This is a genomic window from Variovorax sp. YR566 (assembly GCF_051992195.1).
GTDB lineage: Bacteria > Pseudomonadota > Gammaproteobacteria > Burkholderiales > Burkholderiaceae_C > Variovorax.
The window spans coordinates 3,457,165-3,478,850 of record NZ_CP197092.1 but is presented as its reverse complement, the minus strand read 5'-3'; the positions used below and the strand labels follow the sequence as shown (position 1 = coordinate 3,478,850).

The 21,686-nt window shown below is 64.4% G+C and carries 22 protein-coding genes; 9 read left to right on the top strand and 13 right to left on the bottom strand.

Annotation, left to right across the window (positions count from 1 at the left end; genetic code table 11):
• Window position 1: 1 nt before the first annotated feature.
• From ACTG4X_RS16215 to ACTG4X_RS16205, 3 genes are read right to left on the bottom strand one after another with little or no spacing between them, the layout of a single operon-like run.
• A complete protein-coding gene (locus tag ACTG4X_RS16215) occupies window positions 2–361 on the bottom strand; it encodes a VOC family protein (RefSeq protein ID WP_440534282.1) in 360 nt (119 codons plus the stop codon).
• Window positions 340–1,254 (bottom strand): helix-turn-helix domain-containing protein, encoded by a 915-nt coding sequence (locus ACTG4X_RS16210; protein ID WP_440534281.1) that lies wholly within the window; start codon window positions 1,252–1,254, stop codon window positions 340–342. Before ACTG4X_RS16210 ends, ACTG4X_RS16215 begins: the two co-directional genes overlap by 22 nt.
• Before the next feature lie 34 nt (window positions 1,255–1,288).
• Complete coding sequence (locus tag ACTG4X_RS16205) at window positions 1,289–3,619, bottom strand: xanthine dehydrogenase family protein molybdopterin-binding subunit (RefSeq protein WP_440534280.1); 2,331 nt, start codon at window positions 3,617–3,619, stop codon at window positions 1,289–1,291.
• 207 nt (window positions 3,620–3,826) lie between these two features.
• Between ACTG4X_RS16205 and aat the strand changes: the two genes are divergently transcribed.
• The 3 genes from aat to ACTG4X_RS16190 are packed head-to-tail and all read left to right on the top strand — an operon-like array spanning window position 3,827 to window position 6,186.
• A complete protein-coding gene (aat, locus tag ACTG4X_RS16200; RefSeq protein ID WP_093054440.1) occupies window positions 3,827–4,582 on the top strand; it encodes a leucyl/phenylalanyl-tRNA--protein transferase in 756 nt (251 codons plus the stop codon).
• Window positions 4,579–5,328 (top strand): arginyltransferase, encoded by a 750-nt coding sequence (locus ACTG4X_RS16195; protein ID WP_093074879.1) that lies wholly within the window; start codon window positions 4,579–4,581, stop codon window positions 5,326–5,328. The genes aat and ACTG4X_RS16195 overlap by 4 nt, the downstream gene beginning before the upstream one ends.
• Window positions 5,329–5,358: 30 nt before the next feature.
• Complete coding sequence (locus tag ACTG4X_RS16190) at window positions 5,359–6,186, top strand: IclR family transcriptional regulator (protein WP_093054436.1); 828 nt, start codon at window positions 5,359–5,361, stop codon at window positions 6,184–6,186.
• Between the two features lie 71 nt (window positions 6,187–6,257).
• Here the strand turns inward: ACTG4X_RS16190 and ACTG4X_RS16185 are convergent, their stop codons facing one another.
• From ACTG4X_RS16185 to ACTG4X_RS16150, 8 genes are all read right to left on the bottom strand, one after another.
• Complete coding sequence (locus ACTG4X_RS16185) at window positions 6,258–7,487, bottom strand: D-alanyl-D-alanine carboxypeptidase family protein (RefSeq protein WP_440534279.1); 1,230 nt, start codon at window positions 7,485–7,487, stop codon at window positions 6,258–6,260.
• Between the two features lie 117 nt (window positions 7,488–7,604).
• A complete protein-coding gene (locus tag ACTG4X_RS16180; protein ID WP_093054432.1) occupies window positions 7,605–9,143 on the bottom strand; it encodes a 2-isopropylmalate synthase in 1,539 nt (512 codons plus the stop codon).
• Window positions 9,144–9,200: 57 nt separating this feature from the next.
• A complete protein-coding gene (gene leuA / locus ACTG4X_RS16175) occupies window positions 9,201–10,904 on the bottom strand; it encodes a 2-isopropylmalate synthase (protein WP_440534278.1) in 1,704 nt (567 codons plus the stop codon).
• A gap of 187 nt (window positions 10,905–11,091) precedes the next feature.
• Entirely contained in the window at window positions 11,092–11,916 is an 825-nt protein-coding gene (gene pssA / locus ACTG4X_RS16170) for a CDP-diacylglycerol--serine O-phosphatidyltransferase (RefSeq protein WP_093054430.1), read from the bottom strand.
• Between the two features lie 183 nt (window positions 11,917–12,099).
• Complete coding sequence (ilvC, locus tag ACTG4X_RS16165) at window positions 12,100–13,116, bottom strand: ketol-acid reductoisomerase (protein WP_093054428.1); 1,017 nt, start codon at window positions 13,114–13,116, stop codon at window positions 12,100–12,102.
• 50 nt (window positions 13,117–13,166) lie between these two features.
• On the bottom strand, window positions 13,167–13,427 hold the full coding sequence (locus ACTG4X_RS16160; protein WP_093054426.1) for a DUF4282 domain-containing protein: 261 nt from the start codon (window positions 13,425–13,427) through the stop codon (window positions 13,167–13,169).
• 53 nt (window positions 13,428–13,480) lie between these two features.
• Window positions 13,481–13,972, bottom strand: a complete 492-nt coding sequence (ilvN, locus tag ACTG4X_RS16155; RefSeq protein WP_007834236.1) for an acetolactate synthase small subunit — start codon at window positions 13,970–13,972, stop codon at window positions 13,481–13,483.
• A 104-nt stretch (window positions 13,973–14,076) separates the two neighbouring features.
• Window positions 14,077–15,861, bottom strand: a complete 1,785-nt coding sequence (locus ACTG4X_RS16150) for an acetolactate synthase 3 catalytic subunit (protein ID WP_440534277.1) — start codon at window positions 15,859–15,861, stop codon at window positions 14,077–14,079.
• A gap of 282 nt (window positions 15,862–16,143) precedes the next feature.
• Between ACTG4X_RS16150 and ACTG4X_RS16145 the strand changes: the two genes are divergently transcribed.
• The 6 genes from ACTG4X_RS16145 to ACTG4X_RS16120 are packed head-to-tail and all read left to right on the top strand — an operon-like array spanning window position 16,144 to window position 19,602.
• Window positions 16,144–16,710: an RNA polymerase sigma factor gene (locus tag ACTG4X_RS16145; protein ID WP_093054421.1), complete on the top strand. Its 567-nt coding sequence runs from the start codon at window positions 16,144–16,146 to the stop codon at window positions 16,708–16,710.
• Window positions 16,707–17,132, top strand: a complete 426-nt coding sequence (locus ACTG4X_RS16140; protein ID WP_440534276.1) for a DUF3619 family protein — start codon at window positions 16,707–16,709, stop codon at window positions 17,130–17,132. The genes ACTG4X_RS16145 and ACTG4X_RS16140 overlap by 4 nt, the downstream gene beginning before the upstream one ends.
• Window positions 17,133–17,189: 57 nt before the next feature.
• Window positions 17,190–17,996 carry a DUF3106 domain-containing protein gene (locus tag ACTG4X_RS16135; protein WP_307614012.1) on the top strand — a complete coding sequence of 269 codons (807 nt, stop codon included), beginning with the start codon at window positions 17,190–17,192 and terminating at the stop codon, window positions 17,994–17,996.
• Between the two features lie 13 nt (window positions 17,997–18,009).
• Entirely contained in the window at window positions 18,010–18,576 is a 567-nt protein-coding gene (locus tag ACTG4X_RS16130) for an RDD family protein (RefSeq protein ID WP_093074888.1), read from the top strand.
• Window positions 18,573–18,980, top strand: coding sequence for a diacylglycerol kinase (locus ACTG4X_RS16125; RefSeq protein WP_093054413.1), 408 nt, complete (start codon window positions 18,573–18,575; stop codon window positions 18,978–18,980). The genes ACTG4X_RS16130 and ACTG4X_RS16125 overlap by 4 nt, the downstream gene beginning before the upstream one ends.
• A 31-nt stretch (window positions 18,981–19,011) precedes the next feature.
• Entirely contained in the window at window positions 19,012–19,602 is a 591-nt protein-coding gene (locus tag ACTG4X_RS16120) for a TIGR00730 family Rossman fold protein (protein WP_093054411.1), read from the top strand.
• A 39-nt stretch (window positions 19,603–19,641) separates the two neighbouring features.
• On the opposite strand, the gene ACTG4X_RS16115 is transcribed toward ACTG4X_RS16120, so the two are convergent.
• Entirely contained in the window at window positions 19,642–19,980 is a 339-nt protein-coding gene (locus ACTG4X_RS16115) for a P-II family nitrogen regulator (RefSeq protein ID WP_093054409.1), read from the bottom strand.
• Entirely contained in the window at window positions 19,977–21,674 is a 1,698-nt protein-coding gene (locus ACTG4X_RS16110) for an NAD+ synthase (RefSeq protein ID WP_093174064.1), read from the bottom strand. Before ACTG4X_RS16110 ends, ACTG4X_RS16115 begins: the two co-directional genes overlap by 4 nt.
• Window positions 21,675–21,686 lie beyond the last annotated feature (12 nt).

Genomic DNA, 21,686 nt, shown 5'->3' with positions numbered 1-21,686 from the left:
TTCAGGGGCAGACAGCTTCGACGTTGTTGCCGTCGGGATCGATGAGAAACGCCGCGTAGTAGGTCGGGCTGTAGTCCGGCCGCGGGCCCGCGCCGCCGTTGTCGGTGCCGCCTGCTTTCAGGCCGGCCTTGTGGAAAGCCGCCACGGCCTCGTGGTTCGGCGCGCGGAAGGCGATGTGAGTGCCGGACCCTTTCGCGCCCTTGCCCGCGTAGAGCCACAGCGCGGGCTCGTCAGCCGGGCCGATGCCCGCATAGCTGTCGTCATGCGGGCCCGGCACATGGCCGAGCGGCGCGAGCGCGGCTTCGTAGAAGCGGCGGCTCGCGGCGAGGTCTTTGACTTTCAGTCCGATGTGGTCGTACATGATGGCTTCCTGCTCGATGGATGGATCAGGCGGTCATCATGGAAGAGCGCGGCAATGCGGTCTTGGAAAATCTTGCGGTCGCCCTGTGCCGCCTTGCGGAAGCTGCCCGGCGATACACCAGCGGCGCGGTGAAAGGTGCGCACGAAATTGCTGAGGTCGGCAAAGCCCACGTCGAGCGCGACCTCGGTCACGGGCCGGCTGTCGTCGTCGGCCAGCAGGCGCGCGGCATGCCGAAGGCGCGAGCGCACGAGGTACTGATGCGGCGTGACGCCCAGCACCTGCGAGAACAGCCGCAGGAAATGGAAGGAGCTCAGGCCGGCCTCGGCGGCCGCGCCGTCGAGGCCTATGTCGTGCTGCGAGTGGGCGTCGATCCACATCGCGGCATCGACCGCGCGGCGGCGATCACGTGCCACAGCGACGGGCGCGGTCTTGGGCTTGGTCTGATCGGACACGACTTCGACGAAACGGCTCGCGAACCACATGCCCAGCTCATCCAGGCCCACGTCGCTCTGCCCATCGGCCGCAGCCTGCGCGAGCTCGCCGATGACCACGAGCTCGGCCAAGGGCGGCAGGCCGCCGGTGCGCCAGGTTTTCTGGCCGCCGCCGATCAGGTCGACAAAACCCGGTGAAAGGTGAAAGGCCAGGCACTCGTCGCCGCAGACGTGATGATCGTGCGTGCAGACGTACTCATCGCCCGGGCAACCGACCAACACCGAACCGGCGACCAGCTCGTAGGCATGGCCGCGCGTGCGGTAGCCGAAGCTGCCCTTGCGCACATACGAGACCGAATAGCCCTCGTGCAGCTCGGTGAAGGGCTGCGCATCGGGGCCCGCGTCGCAGCGGTAGCTGGAGACGCGGATCGGGTCGGTCTGCAGTTCGGTGGTGACGAGCATGGCCGGCGCCTTTCTGTCCCACGGAAACGATTGCTCAATCGACCGTTTGCATGGCCTGCCACACGCGTGCAGGGCTCAGCGGCATGTGCAGGCGCGGTGCGCGCGTGGCCAGGCCGTTGCGCGCGAAGGCGTCGGCCACCGCATTCACGATGGCCGGTGTGGCGCCGATGGTGCCGAGCTCGCCCACGCCCTTCACGCCCAGCGGGTTGTTCTTGCACGGCGTCGATTCGTCCATCTCCATGTTGAACATGGTGTCGACGATGTCGGCGCGCGGGGCCGCGTAGTCCATCAGGCTGCCGGTGACGGGCTGGCCGGTTTCGTGGTCGTACACCACCTGCTCGTACAGCGCCTGCCCGATGCCCTGCACCGCACCGCCTTCGAGCTGGCCGCGCACGATCATCGGGTTGATGACGCGGCCCACGTCGTTGACCGAGCTGTAGGCCACCACGCTGATTTCGCCGGTGGGCGGATCGATCTCGATCTCGCAGATGTGGCAGCCATTGGGCCAGGTCGGGCCGGCCACGGTGCTGGTGGAATCGACGAAGATTTCGCGCTCGGGCTGCTTGGCGGCGAGCGCGAAGAGGTCGAGCTCGAGGTCAGTGCCGGCCACGTTGAAGACACCACGGCTGTAGACGATGTCGTCGATGGAAGCCTCGAACTCCTGCGCGGCCAGTTCGCGCGCCTTGTCGATGGTGCGCTCGGCGCCGATGCGCACGGCCGAGCCGCCGGTGAACAGCGAGCGCGAGCCGGCGCTGCCGAAGCCGTCGCCTCGATCGGTGTCGCCAAGCACCACGCGCACCTTCTCGATGGGCACGCCGAAGGCATCGACCGCCAGCTGAGCCAGCGAGGTGGCAATGCCCTGCCCCATGGCATTGACGGCGGAGAACACCTCGATCACGCCATCTGCCTGCACCGAGACGGTGACGCGCTCTTCGAACACGTTGCCGCCGGTCCATTCGAGGAACGTGGCAATGCCCAGGCCGCGGTGCTTTCCCTTGCTGGCCGACTCGGCCGCGCGGGTCTCGAAGCCCTGCCAATCGGCGAGCGTCAGCGCCTGGTCCATCACCGACTCGAAGTTGCCGGTGTCGTAGGTCTGCGCCATCGGGTTCTTGTACGGCATCTGCTCGGGGCGGATGAAGTTGCGGCGGCGCAGCACGATGCGGTCGATGCCGGTCTGGCGCGCGGCCTCGTCCATCAGCCGCTCGATGGTGAAGATGGCCTCAGGGCGGCCAGCGCCGCGGTAGGCGCCGGTGGGCGCGGTGTTGGTGAGCACCGCCTTGAAATGGAAGTCGATGGTCTGGATGTCGTAGACGCTGGTTTGCACCCAGGGGCCGATCAGCAGCTGGATCGCGACGCCGGTGCCGGTGGCGTACGCGCCCACGTTGGCAAGGGTCTTGATGCGCAGGGCCAGGATCTTGCCGCTGGCGTCGAGTGCCATTTCGGCACGCGCCTCGATGTCGCGGCCGTGTGCGCTCGAGAGAAATTCCTCGCTGCGGTCGGCCACCCACTTCACCGGCCGGCTGACTTGCAGCGCGGCGAAAGCGACGGCGATGTCTTCGGGGTAGGCGCCGGTCTTCATGCCGAAGCCACCGCCGACGTCGCCCACCACCACGCGCACCTTTTCCTTGGCAAGGCCGATGGCGGCGCAGACGGAATCGCGAACGCCGGAGGGCATCTGCGTGCTCATGCGGATCATGAGGCGGCCGGTTTCGCCGTCGCGCACCGCGAGCACGGAGCGCGGCTCGATCGTGAGGGCGACCACGCGCTGGTTGTTCACGTCGAGCGCAACCACATGGCTGGCCTTGGCGAAGGCGGCGATCGCGGCCTCGCTGCTGCCGTGGCGCATTTCGGCGGCGACGTTGCCGGAGGCTTCTTCGCACAACTGCGGCGCGCCATCGGCGGTGGCGCTTGCGAGATCGACCACCATGGGCAGGTCTTCGTAGTCGACCACGATGGCTTCGGCCGCATCGCGGGCCTGCCGCACCGTGTCGGCCACCACGGCGGCCACTGCCTCGCCGACGAAGCGCGTGCGCTCATGCGCGATGGCGTAGCGCGGCGGGCTGGCGCTGTCGCTGCCGTCTGCGCGCTTGAAGCCCGCGGCGCCCGGCATCGGCTTGACGCCGGCCTGGGCCATTTCCGCGCCCGTGATCACGCGCAGCACGCCGGGCATGGCGGCGGCGGCACTGGTGTCGATCGAGACAATGCGTGCGTGCGGGTAGGAGGATCGGAGGAAAACGAGATGCGCCTGATCGGGGAGCGTGACGTCGTCGGTGTAGCGGCCGGCGCCTGACAGCAGGCTTTCGTCTTCGAGGCGGCGCACCGCCTGGCCGCTGCCGAAGCGCGTGGGATTGGGTTCAGTGGTCAACGTACGTGGTCCTCTTGTGCTCATCCCCGGCGTATGTGCGGGCCTGCCTGATTTGCGTGGGTCTGCGAATGCAAGCTGCGCACTATAGGGTTTCCGGCGGGTTTTGTGGTGCCGTGGCGTGTGAGCCGAACCCTTGTGGCGGTGTCGGCTGTGTGCGATTTTCGCCCAACTGGAGTGGAATTTGCGAAGCCGTGTATACCTACGCCCATGCGACAACTGCCTTGGCTCGAACCCGGAGATGCCTTGCCCGATCCTGCATCGGCCTGGGGTATGGCCGACCCCGTACCCGGCCTGCTGGCGGCCGGTGGCGCACTCGATGTCGATACTTTGATGCAGGCTTATGGCAACTGCGTCTTTCCGTGGTTCAGCGAGGACCAGCCGATCCTCTGGTGGAGCCCGGACCCTCGCATGGTGCTGCAGGTGGCGCAGTTCAAGCTGCACCGCTCGCTTCGCAAGACCCTGACGCGCTTTGCGCAGACGCCGGGTTGCGAGGTGCGCATCGACCACGATTTCGCGGCCGTCATCAAGGCCTGTTCGGGCTCTCCGCGCGTGGGCCAGTCAGGCACGTGGATCGTGCCGGACATGGTGCGGGCCTATACGAATTTGCACCGCGCCGGCCACGCCCACAGTGTCGAAACCTGGATCGACGGCGAACTCGCGGGCGGGCTTTACTGCGTTTCGCTGGGCCGCGCGGTGTTCGGCGAGTCGATGTTCACCCGCCGGCCGGACGCTTCGAAGATCGCGCTGGCCGCGCTGGTGTCGCTGTGCCGGCATTCCGGCGTGCAGATGATCGACTGCCAGCAGAACACCGCCCACCTCGCAAGCCTCGGCGCCCACGAGATGGCACGCAAACGCTTCGTCGCGCACGTGGCCAGGGCGCGACAACAAGAGGGCCCACGGTGGCGATTCGACCCCGTATACTGGTCCGAACTCCTTTCCGCGCGACCTCTTTCCCCGACGTGACGCACCTCAAGGACCTCCCGCTTCACACGCTGCAGTTCTACGCGACGGCGCCCTACCCCTGCAGCTATCTGCCGGACCGGCAGGCCCGCTCGCAAGTGGCCACGCCCAGCCACCTGATCCACAACGACGCTTATTCCGACCTGGTGCTCAGTGGGTTCCGGCGCAGCGGCATGTTCACCTACCGGCCCTATTGCGACGGCTGCCGCGCGTGCATCCCGCTGCGCGTGCTGGCCAACGACTTCCGTCCCACGCGAAGCCAGCGGCGTGCGGTGAAGCAGCATGCCGACCTGCAGGCGCGCGTGCTCAAGCTGTGCTTCATGCCCGAGCACTACCAGCTCTACCTGCGCTACCAGAACGGCCGCCACGCAGGCGGTGGCATGGACCACGACAGCATCGACCAGTACACGCAGTTCCTGCTGCAGAGCCGGGTCAACTCGCGGCTGGTGGAGTTCCGCGAAACGCTGCCCGACGGCAGTGCCGGTGCACTCAAGATGGTGTCGATCCTCGATGTACTGAACGACGGCATCTCGGCCGTCTACACCTTCTACGAACCCGAGACCAGCGCGGGCTACGGCACCTACAGCGTGCTGTGGCAGATCGAACAGGCCCGCAAGCTGGGCCTGCCGCACGTCTACCTCGGGTACTGGATCGAGCACAGCCCGAAGATGAACTACAAGGCGCGCTTCTCCCCGCACGAAGTGTTGGTAGACGGACATTGGCAGGCGCCGGGCAATTTCACAAGGTAAAATGGCGCCCGGTCATCACCGCAAAGCGCCATGAGAAAAAACCAATCCGACATTCCCGCCGTCCCCGTGATCCAGGTGATCGAGCGCATGTTCGCGCTGATCGATGTCCTGGCATCCCGCGAGGAGGCCATTTCGCTGAAGGAGATCAGCGAAAAAACCGGGCTCCACCCGTCGACCACGCACCGCATCCTGAACGACCTGGCGGTTGGTCGTTTTGTCGATCGGCCCGAAGCCGGCAGCTACCGGCTGGGCATGCGCCTGCTGGAACTGGGCAACCTGGTCAAGGGCCGACTCAACGTGCGCGACGCCGCCCTGGGCCCGATGCGCGAGCTGCACAAGCTGACGCAGCAGCCCGTCAACCTGAGCATGCGCCAGGGCGACGAGATCGTGTACATCGAGCGCTCCTACAGCGAGCGCTCGGGCATGCAGGTGGTGCGCGCCATCGGCGGCCGCGCCGCCCTGCACCTCACCTCGACAGGCAAGCTCTTCCTGGCTGCGGACGATCCGCAGCGCGTGCGCAGCTACGCCACGCGCACAGGTCTGGCCGGCCATACGCGCAACAGCATCACCCAGTTGCCGGCACTGGAGCGCGAACTGTCGAAGGCGCGCCAGTACGGCATTGCCCGCGATAACGAGGAGCTGGAGCTGGGCGTGCGCTGCATGGCCGCCGGCATCTACGACGATCAGGGCAAGCTGGTGGCGGGCCTGTCGATCTCCGCACCGGCTGACCGGCTGGACGAAGGCTGGCTACCCAAGCTGCAGGCCACCGCCAATGAAATCTCGGGCGCGCTGGGATTCAAGGACGGCACGGCTGCGACGCCGTCGCCTTCGGGCAGCACGCCGCCAGCAGGCGCCTGACCCGGGCCTGTCCCCAAAAGCAAACAGGCCCTGTGAAGGGCCTGTTTTCGTTACAGCCTGCGGTTGACCGATCAGCCCGCGACCTGATAAGCAGCATTGCGCGACGAAGCTGCCGGCGAACCGACGGAATGCGTAGCCTCAACCCAGCGGCGAACCCGCTCGGCATCTGCAATGCGGCTGAACTTGCCGGCCGAATCCAGGAACACCATGATCAGCTTGCGCCCGGCGACCTTCGCCTGCATCACGAGGCATTGGCCGGCCTCAGAGATGTAGCCCGTCTTCTGCACGCCGATTTCCCAATCGGGGCTCTTCACGAGGCGATTGGTGGTGTTGAATTGCAGCACGCGGTTGCCGACTTCGACCTGGTATTCCGGCGAGGTGGACAGCGAACGTACCGTGGCATCGGAATAGGCGGCATTGACCAGCAGCGCCAGATCTTGCGCGCTCGACTGGTTGCTGCTCGACAGGCCGGTAGGCTCGACGTAGCGCGTGTCCTTCATGCCGAGCATCTTGGCCTTGGCGTTCATGATGCTCACGAAGGTCGTCAGGCCACCCGGGTAGGTGCGGCCCAGCGCATGCGCGGCGCGGTTTTCGCTCGACATCAGCGCCAGGTGCAGCAGTTCGCCGCGCGACAGCGTAGTGCCGACCGTCAGGCGCGAGCTGCTGCGCTTTTCGGTGTCGACGTCGTCCTGCGTGATGGTGATGAGCTCGTCGTTCGAAAGATGGGCTTCGCTGATGAGCAGGCCGGTCATGAGCTTGGTGAGCGACGCGATCGGCAGCACGGCGTGGTCGTTCTTGCTGAACAGCACTTCGTGCGTGTCCTGGTCGATGACCAGCGCGACGCTCGACTTCAGGTCGAGTACGTCTTCGGTGCCATGCAGGCCGGCCATCTGGCCGAAGGATTGGCGCGGGGGCGCCTCGACGACGCGAACCACCGAGCGGCGCTGCACGGCCACCACGGTCTTGCCATTTCTCTTGTGGATGGTGGCTACGACATTGCGGCCACCGCGAACGACCTTCTCGGCGCGCTCACTCTTCTCGGCACGGCCGCCGCGCTTGGCGACAACAACGGGCACAGGACCGCGCGCGGTTTTGGACGAAGCGGCGTTGCGCTTTACCTCGACCGGCACCGGACCCTTCGCCTTCTTGGCGACTGTGGTCTTGGCGGCAGCGGGCTTTTCTTTCTTGGCTGCCTGGGCGCCAGGCAGCAAAAACGCCGTGGCGCACAGCGCGACGGCGATGAATTTGAACGCGGGTAGAAACCGCTGGCTGGAAACTCGGCGTAGACGGGCTTCGGGCATTAATAAATCTCCAGCGGCGACAAACGAGGACCGCAGTGTATCCAAATCAAAAAAAGCACGCAATATCAGTTACTTGCATCCTCTTCTTCAATCGAATACCAAGGATCGCCTGAAAACCTAACCTTGTGCCGCAACTCTCTCAGCTTGGCTCTGTAACTTATTGAGCGCACTCAAATAAGCCTTTGCCGAAGCAACCACGATGTCCGGGTCTGCACCCACACCGTTGACCACCCGCCCTGCGTTTTGTAACCGGACTGTAACTTCTCCTTGGCTTTCCGTCGAGCCACTGATGGCATTTACAGAGTAAAGAACCATCTCGGCGCCGCTCTTGACATGCGACTCGATGGCCTTCAGGGAAGCATCAACCGGGCCATTCCCGTCGGATTCGCCGGTGACTTCCTTGCCCTGGACGGTGAACACGACCTTCGCCTGGGGGCGCTCGCCGGTTTCGCTGTGCTGGGAGAGAGAGACGAAAGCAAACTGCTCACCAACGTTCGACACCTCTTCCGCGCTGACGAGCGCGAGGATGTCCTCGTCGAAAATTTCGGACTTGCGGTCGGCCAACTCCTTGAAGCGCAGGAACGCGGCGTTGATGTCGCCTTCGCTGGCCATGGTCACGCCCAGTTCCTGCAGGCGCTGCTTGAAGGCATTGCGGCCGCTGAGCTTGCCCAGCACGATCTTGTTGGCCGTCCAGCCCACATCCTCGGCACGCATGATCTCGTAGGTGTCGCGCGCCTTGAGCACGCCATCCTGGTGAATGCCCGAGGCGTGCGCGAAGGCATTGGCGCCCACCACCGCCTTGTTGGGCTGCACCACGAAGCCGGTGGTCTGGCTGACCATGCGGCTCGCGGCCACGATGTGCTGCGTGTCAATCCTGAGGTCGAGCCCGAAGTAGTCCTTGCGGGTCTTCACCGCCATGACGACTTCTTCGAGCGAGCAGTTGCCCGCGCGCTCGCCCAGGCCGTTGATGGTGCATTCGACCTGGCGCGCGCCGCCGATCTTCACGCCGGCCAGCGAGTTGGCCACGGCCATGCCGAGGTCGTTGTGGCAATGCACCGACCAGATCGCCTTGTCGCTGTTGGGAATGCGCTCGCGCAGCATCTTGATGAAGTTGCCGTAGAGCTCGGGAATGGCGTAGCCGACGGTGTCGGGCACGTTGATGGTGGTGGCACCCTCGTTGATCACGGTTTCGAGCACGCGGCACAGGAAGTCCGGGTCGCTGCGATAGCCGTCTTCGGGGCTGAACTCCACGTCGGCCATCTGGTTGCGCGCGAAGCGCACGGCCAGCTTGGCCTGTTCATGCACCTCGTCGGGCGACATGCGCAGCTTCTTTTCCATGTGAAGCGGCGACGTTGCGATGAAGGTGTGGATGCGCCCGCGGGCCGCGCCCTTCAGGGCTTCGGCCGCGCGCGCGATGTCGCGGTCGTTGGCACGCGAGAGGCCGCACACCGTCGAGTCCTTGATGGCGTTGGCAATCGCCTTCACGGCCTCGAAGTCGCCGTTCGAGCTGGCGGGAAAGCCAGCCTCGATGACGTCGACCTTCAGCCGCTCCAGCAGCTTGGCAATACGCAGTTTCTCGTCGCGCGTCATCGAGGCGCCGGGCGATTGCTCGCCGTCGCGCAGGGTGGTGTCGAAAATAATAAGTTGGTCGGTCATCGTGGGTCTCCGTTGTTCATCCCCCACGCGCACCCGACCAAGGTCGGCGCGGCAGCGTCAGGCGACTTCAACCGCTGATTGTGCTCCGTGCGCGCCCCGGGTCCGTGCACGCTGCACGCCCGAAACAATCGCTTTCAGCGACGCCGTGATCACGTTTGCGTCGATGCCCACGCCGAACAGCGTCTGGCTTTCGTCGACGCGCAGTTCCAGATATGCCACCGCCTTGGCGTCGGCACCTGCGCCGATGGCGTGCTGGTGGTAGTCCATCACGCGCACCGTGTGGCCGGTGGCCTTGCTCAGTGCCTGCGTGAAGGCATCGATGGGGCCATTGCCGCGGCCTTCGATGGCGTGGACTTCAGCATCCCACGGCAGATCGCCGCGCAGAACCACGGAAGCGTTGGCGCCCTCGCCTTCTTCCTCGATCACGCGGTTCTGCAAAGACTGCGCGGTTTCGATGCCGTACTCGCGCACGAACAGCTGCCAGAGGTCAGCAGCCGTGAGTTCCTTGCCGGCGACGTCCATCACGCGCTGCACGGTCTGCATGAACTCCATCTGCAGGCGGCGCGGCATCTCGATGCCGTATTCGCTCTCGAGCAGATAAGCCATGCCGCCCTTGCCGGACTGGCTGTTAACGCGGATCACGGCTTCATAGCTGCGGCCTACGTCCTTTGGGTCGATGGGGAGGTAGGGCATGTCCCAGATGTCGCCCTCCTTGCGCGCGGCGAAGGCCTTCTTGATCGCGTCCTGGTGCGAGCCCGAGAACGAGGTGTAGACAAGGTCGCCCACATACGGATGGCGCGGATGTACCGGGATCTGGTTGCAATGCTCGACCGTGGCGCGGATCTCGTCGATGTTCGAAAAATCGAGCTCGGGCGAAACGCCCTGCGTGTAGAGGTTGAGCGCAACATTCACGAGATCGAGGTTGCCGGTGCGCTCGCCATTGCCGAACAGGCAGCCTTCGATGCGCTCGGCGCCGGCCATCAAGGCCAGTTCACCGGCGGCGGTGCCGGTGCCGCGGTCGTTGTGCGGATGCACGCAAAGCACGATGGAGTCGCGGCGCGCGAGGTTACGGTGCATCCACTCGATCATGTCCGCGAAGATGTTCGGAGTGGAATGCTCGACCGTGGTTGGCAGGTTGACGATGCACTTGCGCTGCGGCGTAGGCGCCCAGACTTCTGTCACCGCATCGACCACGCGCTTCGAGAACACGACGTCGGTGCCCGAGAACATTTCGGGCGAGTACTGGAAGGTCCACTGCGTGTTCGGCTGCTTGGCGGCGAACTCATTGAACATGCGCGCGTGGCTGCTCGCAAGTTCAACGATCTGGTCTTCATCCATGTTGAGCACCACGCGGCGCATCACGGGCGCGACGGCGTTGTAGAGGTGCACGATGGCGCGCGGAGCACCCTGCAGCGATTCGAAGGTGCGGGCGATGAGGTGGTCGCGCGCCTGCGTCAGCACCTGGATCGTCACGTCGTCGGGAATGCGGTCTTCCTCGATGAGCTTGCGCACGAAGTCGAATTCGATCTGCGAAGCCGAAGGAAAGCCGACTTCGATTTCCTTGAAGCCGATAGCCACGAGGGTCTCGAACATGCGCATCTTGCGCGCGATGTCCATGGGCTCGACCAACGCCTGGTTGCCATCGCGCAGGTCGGTCGACAGCCAGGTCGGCGCCTTGGTCAGCACGGCATCGGGCCAGGTGCGGTCCTTGAGGCCGATCGGGGCGAATGCGCGGTATTTGCTTTGAGGTTGCTTGAGCATGTCGATTTCTCTGAGATGGTTGGTGATCAACCAGCAACCCCAAAAACAAACGGCCCGTTGCTGGTGCGAACGGGCCGTGGTGAGGGATTTGCGCGTGCGCTACCGTCTCCGCCCGTGAGGGAGGGCTAGTAGAGCCAGCAGCGAAATCTTGGTCATGAGGGTTGCGAATGTAGCACAAGCCACCGGGTCAGTTGTGCAGACCCCGTTCGTCGGGCTCTTCCGTCGAGGTGCTGATCACACTGACCGGCTGACCCTTGGCCTTGCGCCACGCATAGACCACGTAGCCGCTCAGGCCGTAGATGACGAACAGGCTGAACAGCACAGTCGGCGGATGGATGTTGATGACGGCAATGCCCAGCGCGATCAGCACGATCACCGCGAAAGGCACGCTCTTCTTCATCTGGATGTCCTTGAAGCTGTAGAACGGCGCATTGGTGACCATCGTGAGACCCGCGTACAGCGTGAAGCCGAAAGTGACCCAGGTGATCTGCGTCCACGAGAGATACAGCACCTCGCCGCCGCGCTTGCCCCACTCGTTCACAAGCCAGATGAAGCCCGCCACGAGCGCAGCGGCCGCGGGCGACGGCAGGCCCTGGAACCAGCGCTTGTCGACCACGCCGGTGTTGACGTTGAAGCGCGCGAGCCGCAGCGCCGCGCAGGCGCAGTACACGAAGGCCGCAATCCAGCCCCAACGGCCCAGGCCCTTGAGCGACCATTCGTAGGCGATGAGCGCGGGCGCCGCACCGAACGACACCATGTCGGACAGCGAATCCATCTGCTCGCCGAACGCGCTCTGTGTATTCGTCATGCGGGCTACGCGCCCATCCAGGCTGTCGAGCACCATCGCGGCGAACACACCGAGCGCCGCGAGGTCGAAGCGCGCATTCATGGCCATCACAACCGAATAGAAGCCGCCGAACAACGCCGCCAGCGTGAACAGGTTCGGCAGGATGTAGATGCCTTTGCGGCGTTTGCGCGGCTGCACATCGTCGGGGAGCGTGTCGTCATGCATTGAATTTGCCTCCGTCCCTCATGGGCACTGCGCGAGCAGCTATCCATTCGATAGCATCTTGATCTTTGAATCGCATGGCTCGCAGTGTAGTTCAGGGGCTGCGTCGCCCCCGTCAAACAAAAGGGCCACCGCAACGGGTGGCCCTTGGGAAACGGGTGCCGAAGCACCCTCGTGGTCCGCAGATCAGTTGCGGGTCTGGTCGACCAGCTTGTTCTTCTTGATCCAGGGCATCATCGCGCGCAGCTTTTCGCCGACGACTTCGATCTGGTGCTCGGAGTTCAGGCGGCGGCGGCTGATCAGCGTCGGAGCGCCGGCAGCGTTTTCCAGCACGAAGCTCTTGGCGTATTCGCCGGTCTGGATGTCCTTCAGCACTTGCTTCATGACCTTCTTGGTCTCTTCGGTCACGACGCGCGGGCCGGTGACGTACTCGCCGTATTCGGCGTTGTTCGAGATCGAGTAGTTCATGTTGGCGATGCCGCCTTCATAGATCAGGTCGACGATCAGCTTCAGTTCGTGCAGGCATTCGAAGTACGCCATTTCGGGCGCGTAGCCGGCTTCCACCAGCGTTTCGAAACCAGCCTTGATCAGCTCGACCGTGCCGCCGCACAGAACCGCTTGTTCGCCGAACAGGTCGGTCTCGGTTTCTTCGCGGAAGTTGGTCTCGATGATGCCGGCCTTGCCGCCGCCGTTGGCGGTGGCATAGCTCAGCGCGAGGTCACGCGCCTTGCCGGTCTTGTCCTGGTGCACGGCCACGAGGTGGGGCACGCCGCCGCCTTGGGTATACGTGCTGCGCACGGTGTGGCCCGGGGCCTTGGGAGCAACCATCCACACGTCGAGGTCGGCGCGGGGCTGGACGAAGCCGTAGTGCACGTTGAAGCCGTGTGCGAAGACCAGCGAAGCGCCTTCCTTGATGTTCGGTGCGACGTCGTTCTTGTAGACGTTGGCGATCTGCTCGTCGGGCAGCAGGATCATCACGACGTCGGCGGCCTTCACGGCGTCGGCGACTTCAGCGACCTTCAGGCCGGCCTTCTCGACCTTGGGCCACGAAGCACCACCCTTGCGCAAGCCGACCACGACCTTGACGCCGCTGTCGTTCAGGTTCTGCGCGTGCGCATGGCCTTGCGAGCCATAACCGATGATTGCCACCGTCTTGCCCTTGATGAGGCTCAGGTCCGCGTCTTTGTCGTAGTAAACCTTCATGTGTATCTCTCCTAAAAAATCTCGAGCATCCGTAGCGGGATGCATTTCACTCAGAGGCCGGAGGAATTCCGGTCCTTCATTTGCTGGTTGATGGACACGAGGCTGTCGTGGATGCGGAACAGCACGATGAGCAATTCACTGTAGATGCGAACGCCAATGGTGCCGAAGATCAGGACCGTGAAAGCCGGCAGGTACTGGCGCTGGTACAGCGCCGCCACCGCCAGGACGATCACACCCAGCAGGCCGAGAAAGTAGAGCCCCCGGACGATCGCCGGGGTCACCATCTTGTCGAAACCGAGCAGACCTCGCATCACTCTTGCCTCATGTGTGGATGAACGTATGAACTGAGGGCGCTTTCACCCTCCTACACGCGCAGGATGCGCTCGCCGCGCCCGATGCCGCTGGCACCGGTACGGACTGTCTCGAGGATAGCGCTACGTTCGATCGCTTCAAGAAAAGCGTCGTTCTTGCCGTGGTCGCCGGTGAGTTCGATGGTGTAGCTCTTGTCGGTCACGTCGATGATGCGGCCGCGGAAGATTTCTGCCATGCGCATCATTTCCTCGCGCTCCTTGCCGACCGCGCGCACCTTCACCATCATGAGTTCGCGTTCGGTGTAGGCGCCTTCGGTCAGGTCGACGACCTTCACCACTTCGATCAGGCGGTTCAGGTGCTTGGTGATCTGCTCGATCACGTCGTCGGAACCGGTAGTAACGATGGTCATGCGCGAGAGGCTTGCGTCCTCCGTGGGCGCCACCGTGAGCGATTCGATGTTGTAGCCGCGGGCCGAGAAAAGGCCCACCACGCGGGAAAGAGCACCCGGCTCGTTTTCCAGCAGCACTGCAATGATGTGTTTCATGTTTGCGTGACTCCTCTTTTCGCCGCCCTCCCCCGCGCACGGTAATGCGCGGGCTCGGCGAGCAATAGATTCGTCAGTAAAGAGTTGAGCGAATGTTCCGAGGATCAGAGATCTTCGGAACCCAACAGCATTTCGGTGATGCCCATGCCGGCCTTCACCATCGGGAACACGTTTTCGGTGGGGTCGGTGCGGAAGTCCATGAACACCGTGCGGTCCTTGAGCTTGCGTGCTTCGCGCAGCGCGGGCTCCACGTCTTGTGGACGCTCGATCAGCATGCCGACGTGGCCATAGGCCTCGGCGAGCTTCACGAAGTTGGGCAGTGCATCCATGTAGCTGTGGCTGTAGCGGCCGGAGTATTCGATCTCCTGCCACTGGCGCACCATGCCCAGGTAGCGGTTGTTGAGCGAGCAGATCTTGATCGGCGTGTTGTATTGCAGGCAGGTGGAGAGTTCCTGGATGCACATCTGCACCGAGCCTTCGCCGGTGATGGTGAACACTTCCGAATCGGGCTTCGCGAGCTTGATGCCCATGGCGTAGGGAATGCCCACGCCCATGGTGCCCAGGCCGCCCGAGTTGATCCAGCGGCGTGGCTCGTCGAAGCGGTAGTACTGGGCAGCCCACATCTGGTGCTGCCCCACGTCCGACGTGATATACGCGTCGGCGTCCTTGGTCATGTTCCAGAGGGTCTCGACCACGTACTGCGGCTTGATCACGTCCTTGTTGCCGCGGTCGTACTTCAGGCAGTCGCGCGAGCGCCAGGCCTCGATGGTCTTCCACCAGTCGGACAGGGCGCCGGCATCGGGCTTGGTGGTGCTCTCGCGGATCATCGAGATCAGCTCGGTGAGCACGTCCTTCACGTCGCCGACGATCGGGATGTCGACCTTCACGCGCTTGGAGATGCTCGACGGGTCGATGTCGATGTGGATGATCTTGCGTTCGTTCTGCGCGAAGTGCTTGGGATTGCCGATCACGCGGTCGTCGAAGCGCGCACCCACGGCCAGCAGCACGTCGCAGTTCTGCATCGCGTTGTTGGCTTCGATGGTGCCGTGCATGCCCAGCATGCCCAGGAACTTGCGGTCGCTCGCCGGATAGGCGCCCAGGCCCATCAGCGTGTTGGTGACCGGGTAGCCGAGCATGTCGACCAGCGTGCGCAGTTCGTTGCAGGCGTTGCCCAGCAACACGCCGCCGCCGGTGTAGATGTACGGACGCTTGGCAGCCAACAGCAGCTGCAGCGCCTTGCGGATCTGGCCGCCGTGGCCCTTGCGCACCGGGTTGTACGAGCGCATCTCGACCTTGTCGGGATAGCCGGTGTACGGGACCTTCTTGAACGAAACGTCCTTGGGCACGTCCACCACCACGGGGCCCGGACGGCCGCTGCGTGCGATGTGGAAGGCCTTCTTCATCGTCATGGCCAGATCCTTCGGATCCTTGACGAGGAAGTTGTGCTTGACGATGGGGCGGGTGATACCGACCGTGTCGCATTCCTGGAAGGCGTCAAGGCCGATGGCAGCCGTTGGCACCTGGCCCGAGATGATCACCATCGGGATGGAGTCCATGTACGCCGTCGCGATGCCGGTGACCGCATTGGTCAGGCCGGGACCGGAAGTGACCAGTGCCACGCCGACTTCGCCGGTGGCGCGCGCATAGCCGTCGGCCGCGTGAACGGCGGCCTGCTCGTGGCGCACCAGCACATGCTGGATGGTGTCCTGCTTGTAGAACGCGTCGTAGATGTAGAGAACCGCGCCGCCGGGGTAACCCCAGACGTACTGGACGCCTTCGGCCTGCAGTGCCTTGACCAGCACTTCAGCGCCCATGAGTTCTTGCGTCGGGTTGCCGGCGCCTGAGGACGCGGCTGCTGCGGAAGCGATTTCCGCCTTGGAGATTTCCATGATCAACCTTTGTTTATTTCGGGAACGAAATACCTTGGGTGCCCCTTGCCAACCCTTGTGAGGTCGCGCCAGGACTTGAGGCCAAAGCCATGAGCGGACTGATGTTCCGCCGGACCGTGACCCGTTTGCCTTTTGACTTGCAGGGCGGATTATGACATTTCCGAGCGTTCAGATTCGCTTCAGCTGCCTTGTAAAGCTACAAAGGCATAATCCGCGGCGGTAAACATACGCGATCGCTAGACCCTCTTCCCCACGCGGCGCGCCCTGCGCGCCCCCTCTCGCTTGGCCACTGAACAAGAACTCTCCGACTTCCTGAAAAGCGTTGAACGACGCGCTTTCAAGCGCTCGGTCTACCACGTGCGGGATGAAGAAGCGGCCCTCGATATCGTGCAGGACAGCATGATGAAGCTGGCGCAGCACTACGGCGACAAGCCCGCGGCCGAACTGCCGATGCTGTTCCAGCGCATCCTGTCGAACTGCACGCTCGACTGGTTCCGCCGCCAGAAAACCCGGCGCGCCCTTTTCTCCAACCTCAGCGATTTCGACTCGGTCGACGACGACGGAGATTTCGACCTGCTGGAGAACTTCGTCTCGCCGACCGACTCTAGGGAATCGGAGAGCGCCGAAGACACGACCCGCCGCGCCCAGGTCTTCCACGAGATCGAGGAACAGATCGCAGCACTGCCGGGCCGTCAACGCGAGGCTTTCCTGATGCGTTACTGGGAGGAAATGGACGTCGCAGAGACGGCCGCTGCGATGGGCTGCTCCGAGGGCAGCGTCAAAACCCATTGCTCGCGAGCCGTTCACGCTCTGAGCAAGGCGCTCAAGGCCAAGGGAATATCGCTATGAACACTAAGGTTCCAACCTCAACATCCACCACCGCCGAAGACCAGTTCGGCCAGCGTCTGGTTGCCCGCCTTTCGGCCGGCAATCGAGAGCTGCCGCACGACATCGGCGAGCGGCTGCGCGTGGCGCGAGCGCAAGCTGTGGCCGCGCGCAAGCAGCCTCCGCAGTTGCGGACTGCGCCTGTGGTGGTGCAGTCGGGCCACACGCTCACACTGGGTGGAAGCTGGTGGACCCGCATCGGCTCCGTGGTGCCGTTGATTGCGCTCGTGGCCGGCCTGATCACCATCAGCGTGATGCAGGACGACGATCGCGCCAGCGAGCTGGCCGAAGTGGATTCCGCGCTGCTGACGGGCGACCTGCCGCCCGCTGCCTACACCGACCCCGGCTTTGCCCAATTCCTGAAGGCCGACAGCGCCTCCGACTGATTTTTCATCGACCGAATGCGACGCCGCTCCACCTCCAGCGCAAACACCCCCCGCCCGTTGCGCCCGCTCCCGGCGGGCGCAGTCGTTTGGGCAGGTGCGCTTGCAGTCGCAGCCTTCAGCCTGACGCTCGCCTGCGCCCAGCCGCCCTCCGAAGCAGCTGCCAAGGCTGCGGCGGGCCCGGCTTCGGCGAGCTCCGCGTCAGCCACCAGCCCCAAGGCCATCTCAACGACCAAGCCGCTCTGGAGCGAACTCACGGCCGAGCAGCAGCAAGCCCTGAAGCCGCTGAACGCTCACTGGAACACGCTGAACGTCGGGCAAAAGAAAAAGTGGCTGGCGCTGTCGCGCAACTTCGCGAGCATGTCGGCGGACGAACAGACCACCCTTCACAGCCGCATGATCGAATGGACCGCCCTGAGCAATCAGCAGCGCGCCCAAGCCCGCTTGAACTTTGCCGAGGTCAAGCGCATTCCGCCTGACGAGCGCAAGGTCAAATGGGAGCAGTACCAGGCCTTGAGCGAGGAAGAAAAGCGCAAGCTCGCGGAACGCGCCCCACCCAAGCCACGCGGTGCCGCCATTCCCGTGCGGCCGGTTTCGTCCCAGAAGCTCGTGCCGGTGCCGGCCGTCACCCCCGGCGTACAGCACACGCCCAGGATTTTGCTGGCCCCGCCGCCCGCCCCCGCTGCCACGCCGGCCACGATCATGGTGGCATCGCCGCCGGAGCGCGTGCCTGCAGCGGCGACACCGGCGGTTTCCATCCTCCCCGCCGCGCCAGCCCCGTCCAGCATCGCTTCTCCACCGGTTCCGGCCGAAGCCCAGGTGCCCGCGCCGTCGTCGGCAGCCGAGCCATCCTCCCCCGCCCCCTGATCCCAAGGCTTCGATGGTTTCCAGCTCTCCCGAGGCTTCGGGCCCCGATCAGCCCGCCTCGCCGATCTCTCCTGCAGCCAGCGCTCCTGTTTCGATAGTGCCCGGCCTCTGGCGCCGCATGGCCTGCTGGCTCTACGAGGGCATGCTGCTGTTTGCGGTGGTGTTCGTTTCGGGCTGGCTCTTCAGCACGCTTGGTCAGATGCGCGACGCCATGGATTCGCGCCGCCATCTATTTCAGGCTTTTCTTTTCGTGGTGTTCGGCGTGTACTTCGTCTGGTTCTGGACCAAAGGCCAGACCCTCGCCATGAAAACCTGGAACATCCGCATCGTCGACGCGCACGGCCAGCCCATCAGCCAACGCCGCGCGCTGGCGCGCTACCTGCTGAGCTGGGTCTGGTTCCTGCCGCCGCTGGCCGCCATTGCGCCCTTCAAGCTGTCGGGCGGCGAATCGACCGTCCTGATCTTCGGCTGGGTCGCTGTCTGGGCCCTGCTGGCGCGTTTTCACCCCGAGCGCCAGTTCTGGCACGACGCCTGGGCCGGTACACGGCTCATCACCTCCAAACCGATGAGTCGCCAATGAGTGCCTTGCCCAAGCTTCCCGATCCCGCCGTCAATCCGCAAAAAGCCCGCAAGGGCTTCGAACGCGTCTGGCACGCCACGCTGATCTCGCTACACGGCCTGCACGCCGGCTGGAGCGAGCCCGCCTTCCGCCAGGAAGCCATCATGTCGATCGTGATGATTCCGGCCTCCTTCTGGCTCGGGCGCAGCTGGGTCGAGGTGGCGCTGCTCGCGGGCAGCGCCATCCTGGTGATGATCGTCGAGCTGCTCAACACCGCGGTGGAAGCCGCCATCGACCGCATCGGCCCCGAGTGGCACGACCTCTCCAAGCGCGCCAAGGACATGGGTAGCGCCGCCGTGCTGCTGTCGCTCACGCTGTGCGGCGGCATCTGGGCGGCAGCGTTGTGGCAACGCTTCGTGTCATGAGAAGGCCCACGGGCTGCGGCATGATGGCAGGATGAATCCTGAATTTTCGATCTGTGTGTATTGCGGCTCGCGCCCCGGCGAGCGCCCCGAGTTTTCCCAGGCCGCGCAAGCCGTCGGCCAATGGATCGGCCAGCACGGCGGCCAGCTTGTCTACGGCGGAGGTCGCACCGGCCTGATGGGCACGGTGGCCGAGGCCACCCGCCTTGCCGGCGGCCGAGTGGTCGGCATCATCCCCAAGGCATTGGTCGACAAGGAACTGGCCAACCCGCTGTGCGACGAACTGCACGTGGTCGACACCATGCACGAACGCAAGGCCATGATGGGCGAGCGCGCCGATGCCTTCGTCGCCCTGGCGGGCGGCATCGGCACCTTCGAGGAACTGTTCGAGATCTGGACCTGGCGCCAGCTCGGCTACCACGACAAGCCCACCGGCATCCTCAACACCGCCGGCTACTACGACGGCCTGCTTGGCTTCCTGGCGCACAGCGTGCGCGAGGGCTTCATGGGCGAATGGCAGATGAGCCTGATCCGCACCGGCACCGATGTGCCCGAGCTGCTCACGGCATTGCGCGCCGAAGTGCCGCTCCATCCACGCGAAGACAGGCTGTCGGAAAACCTCTGACGACCATGTCGAAAGCCCCGTCGCCGGGGCTTTCTTGCTTCAAACAGCGTTTTCGTTTTCCTCACCCGTACGGATACGCACAATGCGCTCCACGCCGGTGACAAAAATCTTCCCGTCGCCGATCTTCCCGGTGCGCGCGGAACTGACGATGGCTTCGATGCAGCGCTCCACATCGGCCTCGTTGACGACCACTTCGACCTTCATCTTGGGCAGGAAGTCGACCACGTATTCGGCGCCACGGTAGAGCTCTGTGTGCCCCTTCTGGCGGCCGAAGCCCTTGACTTCGGTGACGGTCAGGCCGGTGACGCCCACTTCGGCCAAGGCCTCGCGCACGTCCTCGAGCTTGAAGGGTTTGACGATGGCGGTGATCTGCTTCATGGTTTTCGTGCTCCGGCGGTTTCGTTGAATTTGCTGGTGATAGGGTAACGCCAATCCTTGCCGAAGCTTCGATGGGTGACCCGGATGCCTACCGGCGCCTGGCGCCGCTTGTATTCGTTGATCCTGATGAGCCGCGCAACCCGCTCGACCACCGCACGGTCGTAACCCGCGGCAATGATCTCGTCGATGCCCTCGTCGTCCTGCATGTAGCGTGCCAGGATTCCGTCGAGGATGTCGTAGGGCGGGAGGCTGTCTTGATCGGTCTGATCGGGCCGAAGTTCGGCGCTGGGAGGCCGCGTGATGATCCGCTCGGGAATCGGCTCGGTGCCCGTGCCGTACGGATCGTGGGCATTTCGCCAGCGCGCCAGCGCGAACACGGTTGTCTTGAGCAGGTCCTTGATGACCGCGAAACCGCCTGCCATGTCGCCGTACAGCGTGCAGTAGCCGGTGGCCATTTCGCTCTTGTTGCCCGTGGTGAGCACGATGGCGCCGAACTTGTTCGAAAGCCCCATCAGCAGCGTGCCGCGGATGCGGGCCTGGATGTTTTCCTCGGCCGTGTCCTCGGGCCGTCCCTTGAATTCTTCGGCCAGAGCGCCCTTGAAGGACTCGAAGGTGTGCTTGATGGAAATCTCGTCGTAGCGCACGCCCAGGCGGGCGGCCATGTCGCGCGCATCGATCCAGCTGATGTCGGCGGTGTAAGGCGAAGGCATCATCACCGCACGGACCTTGTCCTTGCCCAGTGCATCAACCGCGATGGCAAGCACCAATGCGGAGTCGATACCGCCCGAAAGCCCCAGGATGGCGCCCGGAAAACCGTTCTTGCCGACATAGTCGCGCACGCCGAGCACCAGGGCGTCCCAGAGTTGTGCTTCAGCGTCGCGTGGCGGTGCGATGGCCGCCGGCTCGGCTACGAAGCCAACGCCGCCTTGAGGCGTGCGCTCCAACTGCGCGAAGACCAGTTTTTCCCGGAAGCTCTCGGCCTGCATGGCCGCAGCGCCATCGGCCTGCAACGCGAACGAAGCGCCGTCAAACACCACCTCGTCCTGCCCGCCGACCAGGTGCGCGTACACCAGCGGCAGGCCGACCGCGCGCGCCCGATCGGCCATGCGCGCGACGCGCTCGCCTTCCTTGCCCACGTGGTACGGCGACGCATTGATCACCGCCAGCACCTCGGCACCACCTTCGCGTGCCAGTTCGGCCGGCTGGTCGAACCAGGCGTCCTCGCAGATCAGCAGGCCGACCGAGACACCGCCCGCCTCGAACACGCAGGTGCCCTGCCCCGGCGTGAAGTAGCGGCGCTCGTCGAACACCTGGTAGTTGGGCAGTTCGCGCTTGGCATACGTTTCGAGGATGCGGCCTTCCTTGATGACGCTTGCCGCGTTGTGGCGCATCTGCACGGCCACCGAGCGGCTGCGCAGGCTGCCGCCGGTCGGATGCCCCACCACCACCACCATGTCTTTGAGATCGGCCAGAGCAGCGGCAATGCCTTTCACGGCATCATCACAGGCTTCGGTGAAGGCGGGACGGAGGAACAGGTCCTCCGCCGCATAGCCGGCAATCGAGAGTTCGGGCGTCAACAAGAGGCGCGCGCCCTGTGCGTGGGCATCGCGCGCGGCGTCGACGATCTTTTTCGCGTTGCCGGCGAGGTCGCCCACCACAAAATTGAGTTGCGCGATGGCGAGCTTGAGCGTCATACAGAAGGAAGA